This is a genomic window from Saccharopolyspora erythraea NRRL 2338 (assembly GCF_000062885.1).
GTDB lineage: Bacteria > Actinomycetota > Actinomycetes > Mycobacteriales > Pseudonocardiaceae > Saccharopolyspora_D > Saccharopolyspora_D erythraea.
Map to the genome: position 1 here is coordinate 581,061 of NC_009142.1, position 17,215 is coordinate 598,275.

General features: G+C 72.3%; 14 protein-coding genes. 11 read left to right on the forward strand and 3 right to left on the reverse strand.

Annotated elements, in window-relative coordinates; all coding sequences use genetic code 11:
• Positions 1–252 precede the first annotated feature (252 nt).
• Both SACE_RS02585 and groL read left to right on the forward strand, forming a co-directional pair.
• Entirely contained in the window at positions 253–1,515 is a 1,263-nt protein-coding gene (locus SACE_RS02585) for a serine/threonine protein kinase (protein WP_009951142.1), read from the forward strand.
• 568 nt (positions 1,516–2,083) lie between these two features.
• Positions 2,084–3,718 (forward strand): chaperonin GroEL, encoded by a 1,635-nt coding sequence (groL, locus tag SACE_RS02590; protein ID WP_009951140.1) that lies wholly within the window; start codon positions 2,084–2,086, stop codon positions 3,716–3,718.
• A gap of 211 nt (positions 3,719–3,929) precedes the next feature.
• Here the strand turns inward: groL and SACE_RS02595 are convergent, their stop codons facing one another.
• The gene (locus SACE_RS02595; RefSeq protein WP_009951138.1) at positions 3,930–4,613 is read right to left on the reverse strand and encodes a copper homeostasis protein CutC; all 684 of its coding nucleotides are present in this window, start codon (positions 4,611–4,613) and stop codon (positions 3,930–3,932) included.
• Between the two features lie 664 nt (positions 4,614–5,277).
• On the opposite strand from SACE_RS02595, the gene SACE_RS02600 reads away from it, so the two are divergent.
• The gene (locus SACE_RS02600) at positions 5,278–7,275 is read left to right on the forward strand and encodes a glycoside hydrolase family 84 protein (protein ID WP_021341753.1); all 1,998 of its coding nucleotides are present in this window, start codon (positions 5,278–5,280) and stop codon (positions 7,273–7,275) included.
• A 4-nt stretch (positions 7,276–7,279) separates the two neighbouring features.
• On the opposite strand, the gene SACE_RS02605 is transcribed toward SACE_RS02600, so the two are convergent.
• Entirely contained in the window at positions 7,280–7,513 is a 234-nt protein-coding gene (locus tag SACE_RS02605) for a PspC domain-containing protein (protein WP_009945255.1), read from the reverse strand.
• Positions 7,514–7,593: 80 nt separating this feature from the next.
• Positions 7,594–8,148 (reverse strand): suppressor of fused domain protein, encoded by a 555-nt coding sequence (locus SACE_RS02610; protein ID WP_009945254.1) that lies wholly within the window; start codon positions 8,146–8,148, stop codon positions 7,594–7,596.
• A 307-nt stretch (positions 8,149–8,455) separates the two neighbouring features.
• Here SACE_RS02610 and SACE_RS02615 point away from each other — a divergent pair, with 307 nt between their 5' ends.
• The 8 genes from SACE_RS02615 to SACE_RS02650 all read left to right on the forward strand — a co-directional run bounded on the left by SACE_RS02615 (position 8,456) and on the right by SACE_RS02650 (position 17,202).
• Positions 8,456–8,833: a hypothetical protein gene (locus SACE_RS02615; protein ID WP_231850029.1), complete on the forward strand. Its 378-nt coding sequence runs from the start codon at positions 8,456–8,458 to the stop codon at positions 8,831–8,833.
• Between the two features lie 75 nt (positions 8,834–8,908).
• Complete coding sequence (locus SACE_RS02620) at positions 8,909–9,784, forward strand: AAA family ATPase (protein WP_009945252.1); 876 nt, start codon at positions 8,909–8,911, stop codon at positions 9,782–9,784.
• Positions 9,785–9,791: 7 nt separating this feature from the next.
• Positions 9,792–10,886 carry a vWA domain-containing protein gene (locus tag SACE_RS02625; RefSeq protein ID WP_011873086.1) on the forward strand — a complete coding sequence of 365 codons (1,095 nt, stop codon included), beginning with the start codon at positions 9,792–9,794 and terminating at the stop codon, positions 10,884–10,886.
• Positions 10,887–10,905: 19 nt separating this feature from the next.
• Positions 10,906–12,024, forward strand: coding sequence for an XdhC family protein (locus SACE_RS02630; protein WP_011873087.1), 1,119 nt, complete (start codon positions 10,906–10,908; stop codon positions 12,022–12,024).
• A 167-nt stretch (positions 12,025–12,191) separates the two neighbouring features.
• Positions 12,192–12,752 (forward strand): (2Fe-2S)-binding protein, encoded by a 561-nt coding sequence (locus SACE_RS02635; protein ID WP_009945249.1) that lies wholly within the window; start codon positions 12,192–12,194, stop codon positions 12,750–12,752.
• Positions 12,749–15,187, forward strand: coding sequence for a xanthine dehydrogenase family protein molybdopterin-binding subunit (locus tag SACE_RS02640; protein ID WP_009945248.1), 2,439 nt, complete (start codon positions 12,749–12,751; stop codon positions 15,185–15,187). The genes SACE_RS02635 and SACE_RS02640 overlap by 4 nt, the downstream gene beginning before the upstream one ends.
• Entirely contained in the window at positions 15,184–16,038 is an 855-nt protein-coding gene (locus tag SACE_RS02645; protein WP_009945247.1) for an FAD binding domain-containing protein, read from the forward strand. Before SACE_RS02640 ends, SACE_RS02645 begins: the two co-directional genes overlap by 4 nt.
• Before the next feature lie 282 nt (positions 16,039–16,320).
• Positions 16,321–17,202 (forward strand): SRPBCC family protein, encoded by an 882-nt coding sequence (locus tag SACE_RS02650; protein ID WP_011873088.1) that lies wholly within the window; start codon positions 16,321–16,323, stop codon positions 17,200–17,202.
• Positions 17,203–17,215 lie beyond the last annotated feature (13 nt).

The following is a 17,215-nucleotide window of genomic DNA, read 5'->3' on the forward strand; positions in this document are numbered from 1 at the left end:
TTCGACGTCTACCGATCGAACCTTGGCCGGTCGGACTTTGGCCGGTCGAATGCCGGCCGATCGAAGCGGTGTCCGCGCGGGCCGGCACGCGGGATCCCCGCGAATTCATGGCCGCATCCTCCAACGCCGCTGTCCTGCGGCGGTCGCATTCGGCATCGCCGCCGTGCGCCGGAGTCGGAGTCGTCACGGGTGTGTGTCGACCTTGACCGAACCCGCAGACGGGGCGTACCGCGAAACGTTAGGCTTCGCCGCGTGTCGGAAGACCTCACCGGGCGCCGTCTCGGCCACTACAAGATCGACGCAGTGCTCGGCCGCGGCGGTATGAGCGTGATGTACCGCGCCACCGATACGCGGCTCGGCCGCAAGGTCGCGCTCAAGGTCATGGGTGAGCACATCACCGGTGACGCCGAGTTCCGCGAGCGCTTCGTCGACGAGGCGCGCAACACCTCCGCGATCGACCACGCCAACATCGTGCCGCTGTACGACTTCGGCGAGGTCGACGGCATGCTCTACATCGCTATGCGGCTGGTGGACGGCTCCGACCTGGCCAGCAAGATCAAGGACGGGCCGATCTCGGCGCAGCGCACCCTCGAGCTGCTCGGGCAGGTCGCCGAGGCGCTGGACATGCTGCACGAGCGCAACCTCGTCCACCTCGACCTCAAGCCGGCCAACGTGCTGGTCACCTCGCGCGAGTCGTCCAGCGAGCACGTGTACCTGGCCGACTTCGGCCTCACCCGGCGCGGCGCCACCGGCCACCGCACCAGCAGCGGCGACTTCCTCGGCTCGCCGACCTACGCCGCGCCCGAGCACCTTCGCGGCGAGCCCGTCGACGGGCGCACCGACCTGTACGCGCTGGCCTGCATGCTCTTCGCGTGCCTGACCGGGCGCCCGCCCTTCCAGGGCCAGGTCCAGGAGGTCATCCAGGGCCACCTGCACGGAGAGCCGCCCAAGGTCACCTCGCTGGTGGTGCTGCCCGCCGACATCGACGACGTGCTGCGCCGGGGCATGGCCAAGAAGGCCGACCAGCGGTACTCGACCTGCAAGGGCCTGATCACCGCGGCCAAGGCGGCGCTGTCGCCGGTGGCCGGCGAGGGTGCCGGGCGCAGGCGGACCGAGGCCGTGCCGCCCGGCCCGCCGTCCGGTGCGGTGCCCGTGCAACAGCAGCCGCAGCAGGCGTACCCGCCTCCGCCGCCGGTGCAGCAGCAGCCCTACCCCGGGCCGCAGCAGTACCAGCAGCAGATGCCGCAGACCCTGCCGCCGCCCGCCGGCGACCCGGTCCGCCTGCGCCCGCCGATGCCGGTCGGCTCGTCGTCGTTCGCCACGAAGTCGGGCGGCTCGGCGAAGTGGGTCGTGCCGGTGCTGGTCGTGGTCGCGCTGGGCGTGCTCGTGGTGCTGTTCGTGCTGATGGCCAACTCGTTCGGCTCCGGCGGCGGCTCCACCGAGCCGACCAGCTCGCGGACCTCGACCTACAACAGCAACAACCTGCCTTCCGAGGTGCCGACCATCGGCGACTGACCCAGACTGGTCCGCGGGTTCGGGTCGGTGTCGCCGGCTCGGGCTGCTGGCGTTGTCGGCTCGACAGGCGTCGGCGCGCGGGTCGGTGTGTCCGGTTTGCTGACCGAGTCGGTTTCTCCGGTTTGTCGGCGGACCTGTCGACGGGGTCGAGCTGGCAGCGACCGGCCGGAGCTCCCATCGGTTGGCCTGCGGTGGTCGGCTCTGGGCGATCCGTCGGTGGGGCTGGCAGCCCTCGGCGCTGGGCTGTGGGCTGGCGGTACCGGGCTGGTCCGAGGGCCGGCGGCGGTGGGCGCTGGACTCGTCCGTGCGGGCCGGGCGGGCTGCGGCGGGGGTCACCCACCAGTTCCCCCTCGCTTGCACTCGCCACGCGAGAGTGCTAAACACGGTACTGGCACTCAGCAAGGTCGAGTGCCAGGTCGGGACGGTGAGGCCGTCCTCGCGGCACCACACGACGGTGCCGTCGGGAGCGGTCGTCCGTCGCGGGCACCGAGCCTGGCCGAGCACGAGTCCTGCCGTGGGGAGTACCTGGTTCTCCACGGCGTCCAGACAGGTGGAGGACCACACCGCAATGGCCAAGATGATCGCGTTCGACGAGGACGCCCGCCGCGGTCTTGAGCGCGGCATGAACACCCTCGCCGACGCCGTCAAGGTGACGCTCGGCCCGAAGGGCCGCAACGTCGTGCTCGAGAAGAAGTGGGGCGCGCCGACCATCACCAACGACGGCGTCTCCATCGCCAAGGAGATCGAGCTCGAGGACCCGTGGGAGAAGATCGGGGCCGAGCTGGTCAAGGAGGTGGCGAAGAAGACCGACGACGTCGCCGGTGACGGCACCACCACCGCCACCGTGCTGGCCCAGGCCCTGGTTCGCGAGGGCCTGCGCAACGTCGCGGCCGGCGCCAGCCCGATCGCGCTGAAGCGCGGCATCGAGAAGGCCACCGAGGCGATCGCCGAGCAGCTCCTCAAGAGCGCCAAGGAGATCGAGACCAAGGACCAGATCGCCGCCACCGCCGCCATCTCCGCCGGTGACCGCCAGATCGGTGAGCTGATCGCCGAGGCGATGGACAAGGTCGGCAAGGAAGGCGTCATCACCGTCGAGGAGAGCAACACCTTCGGGCTCGAGCTCGAGCTCACCGAGGGCATGCGCTTCGACAAGGGCTACATCTCGCCGTACTTCGTCACCGACTCGGAGCGGATGGAGGCGTCGCTGGACGACCCGTACATCCTGCTGCTGAGCTCGAAGATCTCCAACGTCAAGGACCTGCTCCCGCTGCTGGAGAAGGTCATGCAGGCCAACAAGCCGCTGCTGATCATCTCCGAGGACGTCGAGGGCGAGGCCCTGGCGACCCTGGTGGTCAACAAGATCCGCGGCACCTTCAAGTCGGTCGCCGTCAAGGCCCCCGGCTTCGGTGACCGCCGCAAGGCGATGCTGCAGGACATGGCCATCCTCACCGGTGGTCAGGTCATCAGCGAGGAGGTCGGCCTCAAGCTGGAGAGCGCTGACCTGAGCCTGCTGGGCCGCGCCCGCAAGGTGGTCGTCACCAAGGACGAGACCACCATCGTCGAGGGCGCCGGTGACGACGAGCAGATCGCCGGCCGGGTCAACGAGATCCGCGCCGAGATCGAGCGCTCGGACTCCGACTACGACCGCGAGAAGCTGCAGGAGCGGCTGGCCAAGCTGGCCGGCGGCGTGGCCGTCATCAAGGCCGGTGCGGCGACCGAGGTCGAGCTCAAGGAGCGCAAGCACCGCATCGAGGACGCGGTCCGCAACGCCAAGGCCGCCGTGGAGGAGGGTGTCCTCGCCGGCGGTGGCGTGGCCCTGCTGCAGGCGACCGTCGCCGCGTTCGACGGGCTCAAGCTCGAGGGTGACGAGGCGACCGGCGCCAACAGCGTCCGGCTCGCCGTCGAGGCCCCGCTGAAGCAGATCGCCGTCAACGCCGGCCTCGAGGGCGGCGTCGTCGCGGAGAAGGTCAAGAACCTGACCCCGGGTCACGGCCTCAACGCCGCGACCGGCGAGTACGAGGACCTGCTGGCCGCGGGCATCATCGACCCGGCCAAGGTCACCCGCTCGGCGCTGCAGAACGCCGCTTCCATCGCCGCGCTGTTCCTGACCACCGAAGCCGTGGTCGCGGACAAGCCGGAGAAGGAGGCCGCGGGCGCCGCTGCCGGTGCCGACCCGATGGGCGGCATGGGCGGCATGATGTAAGTCCTGCCTCGCAGGTTTCGAAGGGCCGTCCCCGGGCTTCCGGGGGCGGCCCTTCGTTGCTGTTCAGGGCGGGGCCTCTTCTTTCCTGGGCGGCGGTCTTTCGGGCTGTTCAGGGGGCTTGTGCGTATCGACGGGCCTGTGGTCGTGTTGGGGCTCGTGGCCGTATCCAGGGGCCTTGTCGTTTGGGGGCTCGGCTTTTGCGGCGTGGCTACTACGGGGTTGCCGTGTCGATGGTGCTGCGCCAGCGGCGCACCAGGTCGGGGCGCACCGGGCTGGACCAGTCCTCGCGGGCGCCGGTGCCGATGTGGAAGGCGCGCACGCCTGCGGCTCGCAGGTCGTCGACGTGCTCCTGCCGCAGGCCGCCGCCGGCCAGCAGCACGACGCCGTCGATATCCTGCGTCGCGGCTTGTTCGTGCAGCTCAGCAAGGCCCTCGCCGACCCCGTCGGGGTGTCCGGCGGTCAACACCGCGTCGGGGCCGAGCGAGACGGCGTGGTTCCAGGCGAGGCGGTAGTGCACGGCGTGGTCGACGGCGCGGTGGAACGTCCAGGAGGACCCGTCGCCGAGTTCGGCGACGACGTGCCGGGTGGACCCGACGTCCACCTCGCCGTGCTCGTCGAGGAAGCCGAGGACGAACTCGGTGACACCCAGCTCGCGCAGCTCACCGGCCCGCCTCCGCAGCGCGTCGACGTCGCGTGCGAGGTAGCCGGAGTCCTCACGCAGCATCACCCGGACGGGAAGATCGGTGGCGGAGAGCACGCTGCGGACAGTGGCGGCGTCGGGAGTGAGGCCGTCGGCGGCGATGTCGCGGACCAGCTCCAGCCGGTCCGCGCCGCCCTCCTGCGCGGCCACGGCGTCCTCGGCATCCAGTGCGATGACCTCGAGAAGCGCAGTCATGGCGGCACCGTACCCATCGGGGTGGTGGGGGAAACGCCGGTGGCGGGGCGCCTTCTGCGGCGGCTTGGCTGGGCGGGCGACTTTGGGAGCGGGGGCGTAGGGGCGTATTCGGTGGCGGCTTGGCTGGGCGGGTGACTTTGGGAGCGGGGGCGTAGGGGCGTATTCGGTGGCGGCTTGGCTGGGCGGGTGACTTTGGGAGCGGGGGCGCCCGGCTTTTCGAGGCAACGCTTGGTGCTGGCGGGGCGCCTTCGGAGCGGGGGCGCGTGAGTTCTCGAGCCAGTCACCCTGGCCTTGCGGCTTGCGGTGGGTGGTGGGTTTCTGGGGCGCTCGCCGCCCCCAGCATCCCCCGGCAGGTCTCCGGGATGAGTGGGTTTTCGAGGCATCCTGCGGTTTGGCGGTTGGCGGTTCTCATCCCGTCGACCTCCACGAGGGCTATCAGACCGCGTCAAGGGGGCCATTTTTCGAGGAAACGTGCGGCTCGCATCTAGCGGGCCCCCTTGACACGGTCTGATCGGGCTGGCGCCAGGTCGACGGGATGAGAACCGGGCCCCACCCTGGTTGGGGCCGTAGGAGGTGCGCCGCCGACGAGGCACGGGAGCGGGGCGGTGGGTGATGTGATCTCCTTGTGACATCAGTGTCGGCGACGCGAGAGGCTGGAGACACCATGTGCAGGCGGATCCGGATGGCGGCGCTGCTGGGCGCGGTGGCCCTGCTGGCGGGGTGCACCGACCAGCCCGCCGGCAGGCCCGCCGAGGAGACCCCCGGGACGTCGGGGGCGCTGCCTGCGACCGGTGTTCCGCAGGTGACGCCGCAGCCGAAGAAGATCGAGCGGCTGGGTGACGACATCGCGGTGCGCGGGCGGGTGCAGCTCGTCGTGGATCCGATGGCCGACAAGCCGACGCGGGATCTGGCCGTGCGGGTGCTGGAGATGGCGGGGGCCGACGAGGTCCTCGTCCGCGAGCCGGGCCAGCCCGAGCAGAGCGCTCATCTGACGGTGCGTCTCGGCGACCGGGGTGCGCCCGGGGTCACCAAGGGCCTCCAGGAACTGGGCTTCCACGCCCCGATGCCGACGCCGCCGGAGGGTTACGTGCTCGCCGGGCGCGGCGGCGACCAGCCGACGCTGGTGATGGGCGCCTCCGATCCGTCGGGCGCGTACTACGCGGTCCAGACGTTGCGCCAGCTCGTCTCGCCCGGCCGGATCGCCGGGGTCGGCGTGTCCGACAGCCCGCGGATGCCGATCCGGGGCAGCATCGAGGGCTTCTACGGCAGCCCCTGGACGCACGCCGAGCGCATGGACCAGCTCGCCTTCTACGGCGACGTCAAGCTCAACACCTACGTCTACGCGCCCAAGGACGACCCCTACCACCGGGAGCAGTGGCGCGACCCGTACCCGCCGGACAAGCTTGCCGAGGTCAAGGAGCTGATCGGGCAGGCCGCCGCGCACCACGTCAAGTTCACCTTCGCGCTCTCGCCCGGCAACTCGATCTGCTACAGCGACCCGCGGGATGTCCAGACGCTGGTCAACAAGCTGCGCGCGGTCCACGACGCTGGTGTCCGCGACTTCTCGATCCCGCTGGACGACATCTCCTACACGCGCTGGAACTGCCCGCAGGACCAGGCCCACTACGGTGCGCCGTCGCAGGGTGCGGCCGGGCGGGCCCAGACCGACCTGCTCAACCAGGTCCAGCGCGAGTTCATCGCCACGCACCCCGACGTGTCGCCGCTGCAGATGGTGCCCACCGAGTACTCCGACGTGGAGGACTCGCCGTACAAGACCGCGCTGCGCACCGGCCTCGACCCGCGGGTGCTGGTAATGTGGACCGGCGACGGCGTCATCCCCAGGCGCATCAGCGTCGCCGACGCCAAGGCGGCCGAGAAGGTCTGGGGCCGCAAGGTGTTCATCTGGGACAACTACCCGGTCAACGACTTCGACAACTCCGTGGGGCGGCTGATGCTCGGCCCCTACGCCAAGCGCGAGCCGGGGTTGAGCGCACAGGTCGTCGGCGACGTGGTCAACCCGATGAACCAGGCGGCGGCCAGCAAGGTCGTCGAGATCGGAGCCGCCGACTTCTCCTGGAACGACGAGGACTTCGACGCGCAGCGCGCGTGGCGGGCGGCTGCCGAGTACCTGGCGGGCGACCGGTTCGCGGGCGGCAGGCCGGGTCTGTCGGCCGACCCGGCGACGGTCGACTCGCTGCTGGTGTTCTTCGACCTCGAGCACATGGCCCCGTTGGCCAGCGGCAAGCCGTGGCTGGAGCCCGCTCCCGAGCTGGCCCGCCGCATCGCGGAGTTCAACCGGGCCTGGCAGGCCGGCGACCGCGCGGGCGCGATCGCGGGGCTGCGCGGCTACGCGCAGGCGATCAAGGACGCCCCGCAGCGGATCCGGGCCGGGGCGGCGCCGGACTTCGTCTCCGATTCGGGGCCGTGGCTGGACGCCACCGTGCTCTGGGGCGATGCGCTGCTGGCCACGCTGGACGGGCTGGAAGCCCGGGCAGGTCGCGACGAGGCGCGGGCGGGCGAGCGGTTCGCCGCCGCCGGGAAGCTCGCCGACCAGGCCGGCCAGGTCCACACGGTGCCCGGTGAGAGCAGGCCGCAGGGCCCGGTGCGGGTCGCCGACGGCGTCCTCGACGTCTTCGTGGAACAGGCGCCCGGTCTGCGCTGAGGCGTCACTCCTGCGGGACGATCAGCCAGCAGGCGAGGTAGAGCAGGATGCCCATGCCGAAGCCGAGCAGCGTGGCCGCGACGAGGACGACCCGGATGAGCGTGGCGTCGACGTCGAGCGCCCGGGCGGCGCCGCCGCACACCCCGGCGATCATGCTGTCCTCGCGGCTGCGCCGGAACCTGCGGGACTCGGTGGTCTCCGCGGTGCTGAAGTGGTGGACGTTGCTGTTCTCGGTCATGCCCCGATCGTGCCGCCGCCGGGTCCGCGGGGCCTCGGGGCTGAACCCCGGGCCGACCCGGATTCGCCCCCTACCGGCCGTCAGGCCGCGGACGGGCGGTGGACGTCGAGCAGGTCGGCGCCCTGCTCCTCCCACCTGTCGTAGAGCACGTCGCTGCCGTAGCGGGCGACGAGCTGCGCCTCGTTGCGGGTGATCGGCACCAGCGTGATGATCTGCAGCACCGGACGCCCCTCGTGCAGCAGCACGTCGAACTCGTCACCCAGGTGCGGGTGCGGGGCAGCCAGCGCCCCGGCGATCTCGGTGTCGGGCAGCAGCGCCCGGTCGTTCATGATCAGCGCGCCGTAGCCGACCCGGCTGCGCGACTCGGTGAGCAGCTCCGCGATCACACCGGTGAGGTGCCGGGCGTGGCGCTCCTGGTCGGCGCGCGTCGTGCACACCAGCTCCTGCGGCAGCGGCGCTCCCGCGGTGTGCATGCGCAGCCCGCTGGTCAGCACCGACACGTGCGCGCCGTCGCGGTGGTCGCAGTAGACCAGGTGGTAGCCGCGCTCACGGCCGCCCGCGGTGCTGCTGTCGGCGCCCCGGATCCGCCCGATGTGGGCTTCGACGTGGGCGGGGAATCCGCTGAACCGGCTCATATGCGAGGGATCTTACGGATCCGCTCCGCGGTGCCGACCGCGGTCCGGAGGTCTCCCGGTGGCACGGGTGCGACGCATAGCCTCTGGCCCATGGGCAGGCCACCACGCCACGACGCGGACAAGCTCCTGGACGCAGCGGTCGCGATCGTGGCCGAGAGCGGTCCGAGGGCGGTGACGATGGCCGCGGTCGCGCGGGCCGCAGGAGCCGCCGAGCGGCTCGGTCTACCACCGCTTCCCCGACCAGCCCGCGCTGCTGGCGGCCCTGTGGCTGCGGACCGTCCAGCGGTTCCGGTCCGGCTTGTTCGAGGTGCTCGAGTCGGGTCCCCCGAGGGAGGTGGCGGTCGCCGCCGCGCGCCACGTGGTCGAGTGGTCGCGTCGCAACACGGCGCAGGCGCGGGTGCTGCTCGCGGGCTCCGCGGCTTTCGGCGAGTCGGAGTGGACCCCTCAGGCCAGGGACGAGCTGCGCCGCCTCAACGAGGAGATGTTCGCCGCGATGGCCGAGGTCGCGCGGGGCACGGGGACCTGCGGCGAGCTGGGCTACGGCCGGTTCTCGCTGGCCGTGGTGGACCTGCCGATCGCGGTCGTCCGGCGCAACCTCACGCGGGGTGACGAGATCCCCGAGCACGAGGTCGCCGTCGTGGTCGAGGCCGTGCGGGACCTGCTGGCCGACGGCCAGGGGCGCTGACGAGGGGCCGCGCCCCGAGCGGGGTGGCGCGATCGCACCGGTGTTTTCCGCGACTCCGGCGGATACGCTCGCGGCATGGCCGATGACGCGCTGGGCATGAAATCGCCGGCCGACGTGGCGGCGGCGCTGGACGCGACCGGGTACCTGCCCGATGACGGGATCGCGACCGCGGCGTTCCTGTCGATGCGGATGCGACGCCCCCTGCTGTGCGAGGGCGAACCGGGCACCGGCAAGACCGCGCTGGCGCAGGCGCTGGCGAGCGCCCTGGACGTGGAGCTGATCCGGTTGCAGTGCCACGAGGGCATCGACGCCGCGCAGGCGCTCTACGACTGGGACTTCCCCCGGCAGTTGCTGCACCTTCGCACGCTGGAGGCCGCCTCGGGCGGCTCGCTGGACCCCGACGCCGCCGAGTCGTCCCTCTACACCAGCCGGTTCCTGCTCGACCGGCCGTTGCTGCGCGCCCTGCGGGAAGCGCCCTGCGTGCTGCTGGTGGACGAGATCGACCGCGCCGACGACGAGTTCGAGGCGTTCCTGCTGGAGGTGCTCTCGGAGTACTCGGTGAGCATCCCCGAGTACGGCGTGGTGCGGGCCGCCGAGCCGCCGATCGTCGTCCTGACCTCCAACCGGACCCGCGAGGTGCACGACGCGCTCAAGCGGCGCTGCCTCTACCACTGGCTCGAACACCCCGGTCTGGAACGCGAGGTCGCCATCCTGCGCCGGCGGCTGCCGGGCCTCGACGAGCGGCTCGCCGAGCAGGTCGCGGCGGCGGTGCAGCGGATGCGCCAGCTCGAGCTGCTCAAGCCGCCGGGGGTCGCCGAGGCGCTGGACTGGGCGCAGTCGCTGCTGGCGCTCGGCAAGGACGAGCTGGACACCGAGGTCGCGGCGAGCACCCTCGGCGCCGTGCTGAAGTACCGGGAGGACGCCGAGCGGGTCCGCGCCGAGTGGGAGTGAGGACGACATGGACCGCACGGTGATCGGGCTGGTGGGGTTCGCCCGCGCGCTGCGGCATTCCGGCATGGCCTGCGGTCCCTCCCGGGTGCAGGCGTTCCTCGACGCCGCCGAGGAGGTCGGCCTGGACGACCGGGACTCGCTGTACTGGGCCGGACGGCTCACGCTGTGCTCCGACCCCGACGACATCCCGCGCTACGACACCGCGTTCGGCTGCTGGTTCGGCCACGACCCGATGCCCTCGCCGCAGGGCGGCCACGCCGTACCCCGCCCGGCGCGGATCGCGGCGCTGACCGCGGCCTCCGGCGAGAGCGACGAGGGCGCCGAGCCGCTGTCGGCCGCGGCCAGCGAGGCCGAGGTGCTGCGCAGGCGCGACTTCGCCGAGCTGGGCGCCGCCGAGCGGGAGCACCTGCGCAGGCTGCTCGCGGTGCTGCGCCCCGATCCGCCGCAGCGGCCCGCGCTGCGCCGGGCGCCGTCGAGGCGCGGCGGGCTGGACGCCCGCGCCACGCTGCGGGAGCTGCTGCGCACGGCCGGGGAGCCGTTGCGGCTGCCTCGGCGGAGCCGGGCACGCAGGCCGCGGCGGGTGGTGCTGCTGATCGACGTGTCCGGGTCGATGGCGCCCTACGCCGACTCGCTGCTGCGCTTCGCCCACGTCGTCGTCCGCCGCTCGCCCGCCAGCACGGAGGTCTTCACGCTGGGCACCCGCATGACGCGGGTCAGCAGGCAGTTGCGGCAGCGCGACCCGGAGCAGGCGCTGGACGCCGCCGCCCGCGCGGTGCCGGACTTCTCCGGCGGCACCCGGCTCGGGGAGACGCTGCGGGCGTTCCTGGACCGCTGGGGGCAGCGCGGGGTGGCGCGCGGCGCGGTCGTGGTGCTGTTCTCCGACGGCTGGGAGCGCGGTGACGTGTCGGTGCTGGCCGAGCAGATGCGCAGGCTGCGCCGGCTCACCCGGTCGGTCATCTGGGCCAACCCGCACGCCGGGCACGAAGGCTACGAACCGGTGCAGTCCGGAATTCTCGCCGCCATGCCGCACGTTGATGGGATGGTCGCCGGTCACAGCCTGCGCGCGTTGGAGGAGATCTGGGCGCGGGTACTCGACCGCTGAGAGCCGCAGGGGAGTCGTCGTGCGAGACGTGCTGGACGAACTGATCAAGCGCTACGAGTCGGGGCAGGCCGTCGGGCTCGGCACCGTGGTGGCGACCTTCCGCTCCGCGCCGCGACCACCGGGCGCGGCGATGCTGGTCACCGCCGACGGTGAGGCGGTCGGCAGCGTGTCGGGCGGCTGCGTCGAAGGCGCGGTGTACGAGCGGGGCGAGGCGGTGCTCGACGGTGAGCGCCCGGCGTTGCAGCGCTACGGCGTCAGCGACGACGACGCCTTCGCCGTCGGCCTGACCTGCGGCGGCATCCTCGACGTCTTCGTGGAGCGCGTCGACCGGGAGTCGTTCCCCGAACTGGGCGAGGTCGCCGAGTCGGTGCGGCTGGAGGAGCCGGTCGCGGTGGCGACCGTCGTCGAACACCCGGACTCCGACCGCATCGGGGCGCACCTGGTGATCTGGAACGACCGGACCAGCGGCGGGCTCGGCGAGCAGCGCGTCGACGACGCGGTGGTCGACGACGCGCGCGGCATGCTGGCCGCGGGGCGCAGCGGTGTCCTGGAGTACGGCCCGCAGGGCCAGCGCCGGGGCGAGGGGATGCGGGTGTTCGTCAACGCTTTCGAACCGCCGCCGCGGATGCTGGTGTTCGGCGCGATCGACTTCGCCGCCGCGATGGCCCGCATCGGCTCGTTCCTGGGCTACCGCGTCACCGTCTGCGACGCGCGGCCCGTGTTCGCCACCCGCAGCAGGTTCCCCGAGGTCGACGAGGTCGTGGTCGACTGGCCGCACCGCTACCTGGCCGCCGAGGTGGAGGCGGGCCGGGTCGACGAGCGCACCGCGGTGATGGTGCTGACCCACGACCCGAAGTTCGACGTGCCGCTGCTGGAGGTGGCGCTGCGGCAGCGGCTGGCCTACGTCGGGGCGATGGGCTCGCGCCGGACCCACGACGACCGGATCGCCCGGTTGCGCGAGGTCGGGGTGGGCGACCGCGAGCTGGAGCGGCTCAGTTCCCCCATCGGGTTGGACCTGGGTGCCCGCACGCCGGAGGAGACCGCGGTGTCCATCGCGGCGGAACTCATCGCCCTGCGCTGGGGTGGTCGCGGAGTGCGACTGTCCGAACGGGAGGGCCCGATCCACCATCACTCGTGAGCCCGCTTGCCCGTGCCTCCTCCGCGTAGCAGGCTCTGGGGAGTGACGCCCGTCACCCAGGCGGAGCAGTCCGGTTCCCGAATGTCCGCGCAACGCGCCTCGTGAGCGGCAAGGCCGGCCGGCGCCGGATGGCCGCCCGCGATGGACGAACCTCCGAGGAGGCCGCAATGCCGCGCATCACCGTCAACGTGGACGGCACCCGTTACACCGACGACGTAGAGCCTCGAACACTCCTCGTCCACCACCTACGCGAGCGACTCGGAAAGGTCGGCACGGTCGTCGGTTGCGACACCAGCAACTGCGGGGCGTGCACCGTCCACCTCGACGGCCAGAGCGTGAAGTCCTGCTCAGTGCTCGCCGTGCAGGCCGATGGCTGCGAGGTGACCACCATCGAGGGGCTGGCCCGCGACGGCGAGCTGCACCCCCTCCAGCAGGCGTTCCACGACAACCACGCGCTCCAGTGCGGGTTCTGCACGCCCGGCATGATCATGCAGGCGCTGGACCTGCTCGCCGAGAACCCCGACCCGGACACCGACGAGGTCCGCGAGGGCCTGGAAGGCAACCTCTGCCGCTGCACCGGCTACCAGAACATCGTCAAGGCGGTGCGGGACGCGGCGCAGAAGATGCGGCCAGGTGCCGGACCCCCGATCGAGCACACCGAGGACACCCCGATGCAGCGCACCGGGCAGGAGCAGGACACGAAGGTGACGGGAGGTCGCCAGTCATGACCTCGACGCTGGAACCGGAGCTCGGACGTTCCCGCAAGCGCAAGGAGGACGCCCGGCTGATCACCGGCCGGACGCGCTGGACCGACAACCTGACCCCGACCGGCACGCTGCACCTGGCGATCCTGCGCAGCCCGGTCGCGCACGCCAGGATCACCTCGATCGACACCGCCCAGGCCCGCGAGATGTCCGGGGTGGTGGCGGTGCTGACCGGCCGCGACCTCGCCGACGAGCAGGGCAGCCTGCCGTGCGCGTGGCCGATCACCGAGGACATGAAGGCGCCCACCGCACCCTCGCTGGCAGTCGACACCGTGAACTTCGCCGGTGAGGCGGTGGCCGTCGTGGCGGCCCGCAGCGCCGCCGAGGCTCGCGACGCGCTGGACGCGATCGACGTCGATTACGAGGACCTGCCGGTCGTGCTGGACATGGAGTCCGCGCTGCGCGACGACTCGCCGCTGGTGCACGAGGACCTCGGCACCAACCGCAACGCGACCTGGACCTTCGACTCCGCCGAGGCCGGCACCGGCGGGAACGTCGAGGAGGCGTTGTCGGCGGCCGAGGTCCGCGTCGAGCGGACCTTCCGCCAGCAGCGGCTGATCCCGGCGTTCATGGAACCCCGCTCGGTCGTGGTCGACCCGACCGGCGACCAGATCACCATGTGGTCGGCCACGCAGGTGCCGCACATCCTGCGGCTGATGCTGGCGATGACGCTGGGCGAGCCGGAGCACCGCATCCGGGTCATCGCGCCCGACGTCGGCGGCGGCTTCGGCGGCAAGCTGCAGGTGACCCCGGAGGAGGTCATCACCTTCCTGCTCGCCAGGCGCCTGGGCAGGCCGGTCAAGTGGACCGAGAGCCGCTCGGAGACGATGGTCGCCGCCCACCACGGCCGCGACCAGGTGCAGAAGCTGGCGATCTCGGCCCGCCGCGACGGCACCATCACCGGGCTGAAGGTCGAGCTGCTCGCCGACATGGGCGCCTACCTGCGACTGGTCACCCCGGGCGTGCCGATCCTCGGCGCTTTCATGTTCAACGCGATCTACAAGATCCCGGCCTACCACTTCAGCTGCACCAACGTCTTCACCAACAAGACGCCGACCGACGCCTACCGCGGCGCGGGCCGCCCGGAGGCGACCTTCGCCATCGAGCGGATCATGGACGAGCTCGCCGCCGAGCTCGGCATGGACCCGATGGAGCTGCGGCGCAAGAACTGGATCGGCCACGACGAGTTCCCGTACACCACGGTGGCCGGGCTGACCTACGACTCGGGCAACTACGAGGCCGCGACCGACAAGGCGATGGAGCTGTTCGGCTACGACCGGCTGCGCGAGGAGCAGGCCGAGCGCAGGCGCCGCGGCGACGCGGTGCAGCTCGGCATCGGCATCTCCACCTTCACCGAGATGTGCGGGCTCGCGCCGTCGCGGGTGCTGGGCTCGCTGTCCTACGGGGCGGGCGGCTGGGAGCACGCCTCGATCCGCGTGCTGCCGACCGGCAAGGTCGAGGTCGTCACCGGTACCTCCCCGCACGGCCAGGGGCACGAGACGGCGTGGAGCCAGATCGTGGCCGACCGGCTGGGCGTGGCCTTCGACGACGTCACCGTGCTGCACGGCGACACCCAGAGCTCGCCCAAGGGCATGGACACCTACGGCTCCAGGTCCCTGGCGGTCGGCGGCATCGCCGTCGTGCATGCCGCGGACAAGGTGGTGGAGAAGGCCAAGAAGATCGCCGCGCACCTGCTCGAGTGCTCCGAGGACGACGTGGAGTTCAGCTCCGGCCGCTTCGGCGTGCGCGGCACCGACCGGGGCACCGCGCTCGGCGACATCGCGCTGGCCGCGTTCGCCGCGCACGACCTGCCCGACGGCGTGGAGCCGAGCCTCGACGCCGACGCCACCTACGACCCGGACAACTTCTCGTTCCCGCACGGCACGCACCTGTGCGCGACCGAAGTGGACACCGAGACCGGGCGGGTCAAGATCCGCTCCTACGTCTCGGTGGACGACGTCGGCGCGGTGGTCAACCCGCTCATCGTCGAGGGCCAGGTGCACGGCGGGCTCGCGCAGGGCATCGCGCAGGCGCTGTTCGAGGAGGCCGTCTACGACGAGGAGGGCACGCTCACCACCGCGACGCTGGCCGACTACCTGGTGCCGTCGGCGGTGGACCTGCCGGAGTTCACCACCGACCGCACCGAGACCCGGGCCACCTCCAACCCGCTCGGCGTCAAGGGCGTCGGGGAGGCGGGCACGATCGCCTCGACCCCGGCGGTGGTCAACGCGATCGTCGACGCCGTCCGGCACCTCGGCGTCGACGACGTCGAGATGCCGTGCTCGCCGCAGCGCGTGTGGCGGGCGGTGACCGGGGCCCGGCCCGCGGAGTCCACCGCGCCGGAGGCGGGCGGCGGACTCGGTTCGATCGACACCAGCGAACAGGGAGGCAGCCGGTGATCCCCGCATCGTTCGACTACATCGCACCGTCCACAGTGGAAGAGGCGGTGGCCGCGCTGGCCGAGGCCGGTGAGGACGCCAAGGTGCTGGCGGGCGGGCAGAGCCTGCTGCCGGTGCTGCGGATGCGCATGGCCGACCCCGGGGTCGTCGTCGACGTCGGCAAGATCGAGTCGATGCGCGGTGTCCGCGACGAGGGCGACGCGATCGTCATCGGCGCCATGACCACCCACCACGACGTGCTGCGCGACCAGCTGGTCCGCCGGCACGCCGAGCTGATCGCGCTGACCACCCGCACCGTGGCCGACCCGCAGGTGCGCCACCGCGGCACCTTCGGCGGGTCGCTGGCCCACGCCGACCCGGCGGGCGACCTGCTCGCCCCGGTGCTGGCGCTCGACGCGGAGATGATCATCGCCGGGCGTGCAGGCACGCGGACCGTTCCCGCGGCGGAGTTCTTCGTCGACTACTTCACGACCGCGCTGGCACCCGACGAGATCCTGGTCGAGGTGCGGGTGCCGAAGTTCACCGGCTGGAGCGCGCACTACGAGAAGTTCAACCGGGTCGCCCAGGCGTGGTCGCTGGTCGGCGTCGCGGCCGCGGTGCGCATCGAGGAGTCCTCGATCGCGGACGTGCGCGTCGGCCTGACCGCCATGGGTCCGACTCCCGTCCGCGCGACCGGCGTCGAACAGGCGCTGATCGGCGGGTCCGCCACGGCCGAGGCGATCCGCGAGGCCGCCTCGCACGCCGCCGAGGGCACCAGCCCGACGGGCGACGCCAGCGCCGATCCCGACTACCGGGAGCACCTGGCCAGGGTGCTTACCGGGCGGGCGGTGCTCGCGGCGGCCGGCGGCTAGCACCGCAGGGCCTCCGCGGGGCGGCCGGAGGGGCGTGGACCTCTGCCGGCGTGGCGGGCCGGTCAGGACCTCTGCCGGGGCGGCCGGGCAGGGGTGGCCCGGCGAGGGTGGAGCTCCGCGCCGATCCGGGCGAGAATCGGGTTCGGATCGGCGCACCCACCAACTCCAAACGCGCCGGCGGCCGGGCACTCCGGGTGGAGGGTCTGGCCCCGGCTGAACCGCCCGGCTCGGCGGCCGTCCGCGGACGCGGGCCGTCTCGTCTTGAACACGGAGGACCTTCCAGTGCAAATGCAGCACCACTTCACCGTTCCGGTGCCCGTCGACGTGGCCTGGAAGGCATTGCTCGATCCGGAACGGGTGGCCCCGTGCATGCCGGGTGCCACCCTCACCAAGTCCGAGGGCAACGAGTTCGCCGGCACCGTGAAGGTCAAGCTCGGACCGGTGTCGCTGCTCTACAAGGGAACCGGCACCTTCACCGAGGTCGACGAGGAGGGCAGGCGCGCCGTCATCGAGGCCAGCGGCAAGGACTCGCGCGGCAACGGCACCGCCGCCGCGACCGTGACCGCGGTGCTGACCGCCGAGGACGGCGGCACGTCGGTGCAGGTCGACACCGACCTGAAGATCACGGGCAAGCCCGCCCAGCTCGGGCGCGGTCTGATCTCCGAGGTCGGGGGCAAGATCCTCAACCAGTTCGCGGGCTGCCTGTCCGAGAAGCTCGCGGGCGAGCCGGAGGCCGCGGGCGAGCCGGAGGCCTCCGCGTCGACCGGGGAGACCGCGACGACCGGGGACGCCGACGGCGTTCCGGCGAGCGAGCCCTCGGGCAGCTCGGTCAACGGCGACCGCAGCTCGGTGGCCCGCGCCGCGGGCGAGGACGCCGCTGCCGCGTCGGAGTCCGCCCAGCGCGAGACCGCCGCGCGGACCCGCCGTCCGGGTTGGCGGGTCACCTCGCCGTCGGAGGAGGGCCAGTGGTCGAGCACCGCGCAGGAGACGGCCGCCAACCGCGCGGACGCGGTCGTGACCGGCAAGCCGATGCCGTCCGACGAGGCCATCGACCTCCTCGGCACGGCGGGCGCGCCGGTGCTCAAGCGCGTCGCCCCGATCGCGGCCGCCGTCGTCGGCCTGCTGATCGTCCTGCGCCTCATCCGCCGCAGGCGGCGCGGCTGAACCGGGAGGGGAA

Excerpts from the sequence above, each read along its gene's own strand:
- SACE_RS02635 (WP_009945249.1), top strand. The coding sequence starts at position 12,192 with ATGCCGCGCATCACCGTCAACGTGGACGGCACCCGTTACACCGACGAC.
- SACE_RS02640 (WP_009945248.1), top strand. The coding sequence starts at position 12,749 with ATGACCTCGACGCTGGAACCGGAGCTCGGACGTTCCCGCAAGCGCAAG.
- SACE_RS02605 (WP_009945255.1), bottom strand. The coding sequence starts at position 7,513 with ATGACCGAGAACAGCAACGTCCACCACTTCAGCACCGCGGAGACCACC.
- SACE_RS02610 (WP_009945254.1), bottom strand. The coding sequence starts at position 8,148 with ATGAGCCGGTTCAGCGGATTCCCCGCCCACGTCGAAGCCCACATCGGG.
- SACE_RS02595 (WP_009951138.1), bottom strand. The coding sequence starts at position 4,613 with ATGACTGCGCTTCTCGAGGTCATCGCACTGGATGCCGAGGACGCCGTG.
- SACE_RS02600 (WP_021341753.1), top strand. The coding sequence starts at position 5,278 with ATGTGCAGGCGGATCCGGATGGCGGCGCTGCTGGGCGCGGTGGCCCTG.
- SACE_RS02625 (WP_011873086.1), top strand. The coding sequence starts at position 9,792 with ATGGACCGCACGGTGATCGGGCTGGTGGGGTTCGCCCGCGCGCTGCGG.
- SACE_RS02620 (WP_009945252.1), top strand. The coding sequence starts at position 8,909 with ATGGCCGATGACGCGCTGGGCATGAAATCGCCGGCCGACGTGGCGGCG.
- groL (WP_009951140.1), top strand. The coding sequence starts at position 2,084 with ATGGCCAAGATGATCGCGTTCGACGAGGACGCCCGCCGCGGTCTTGAG.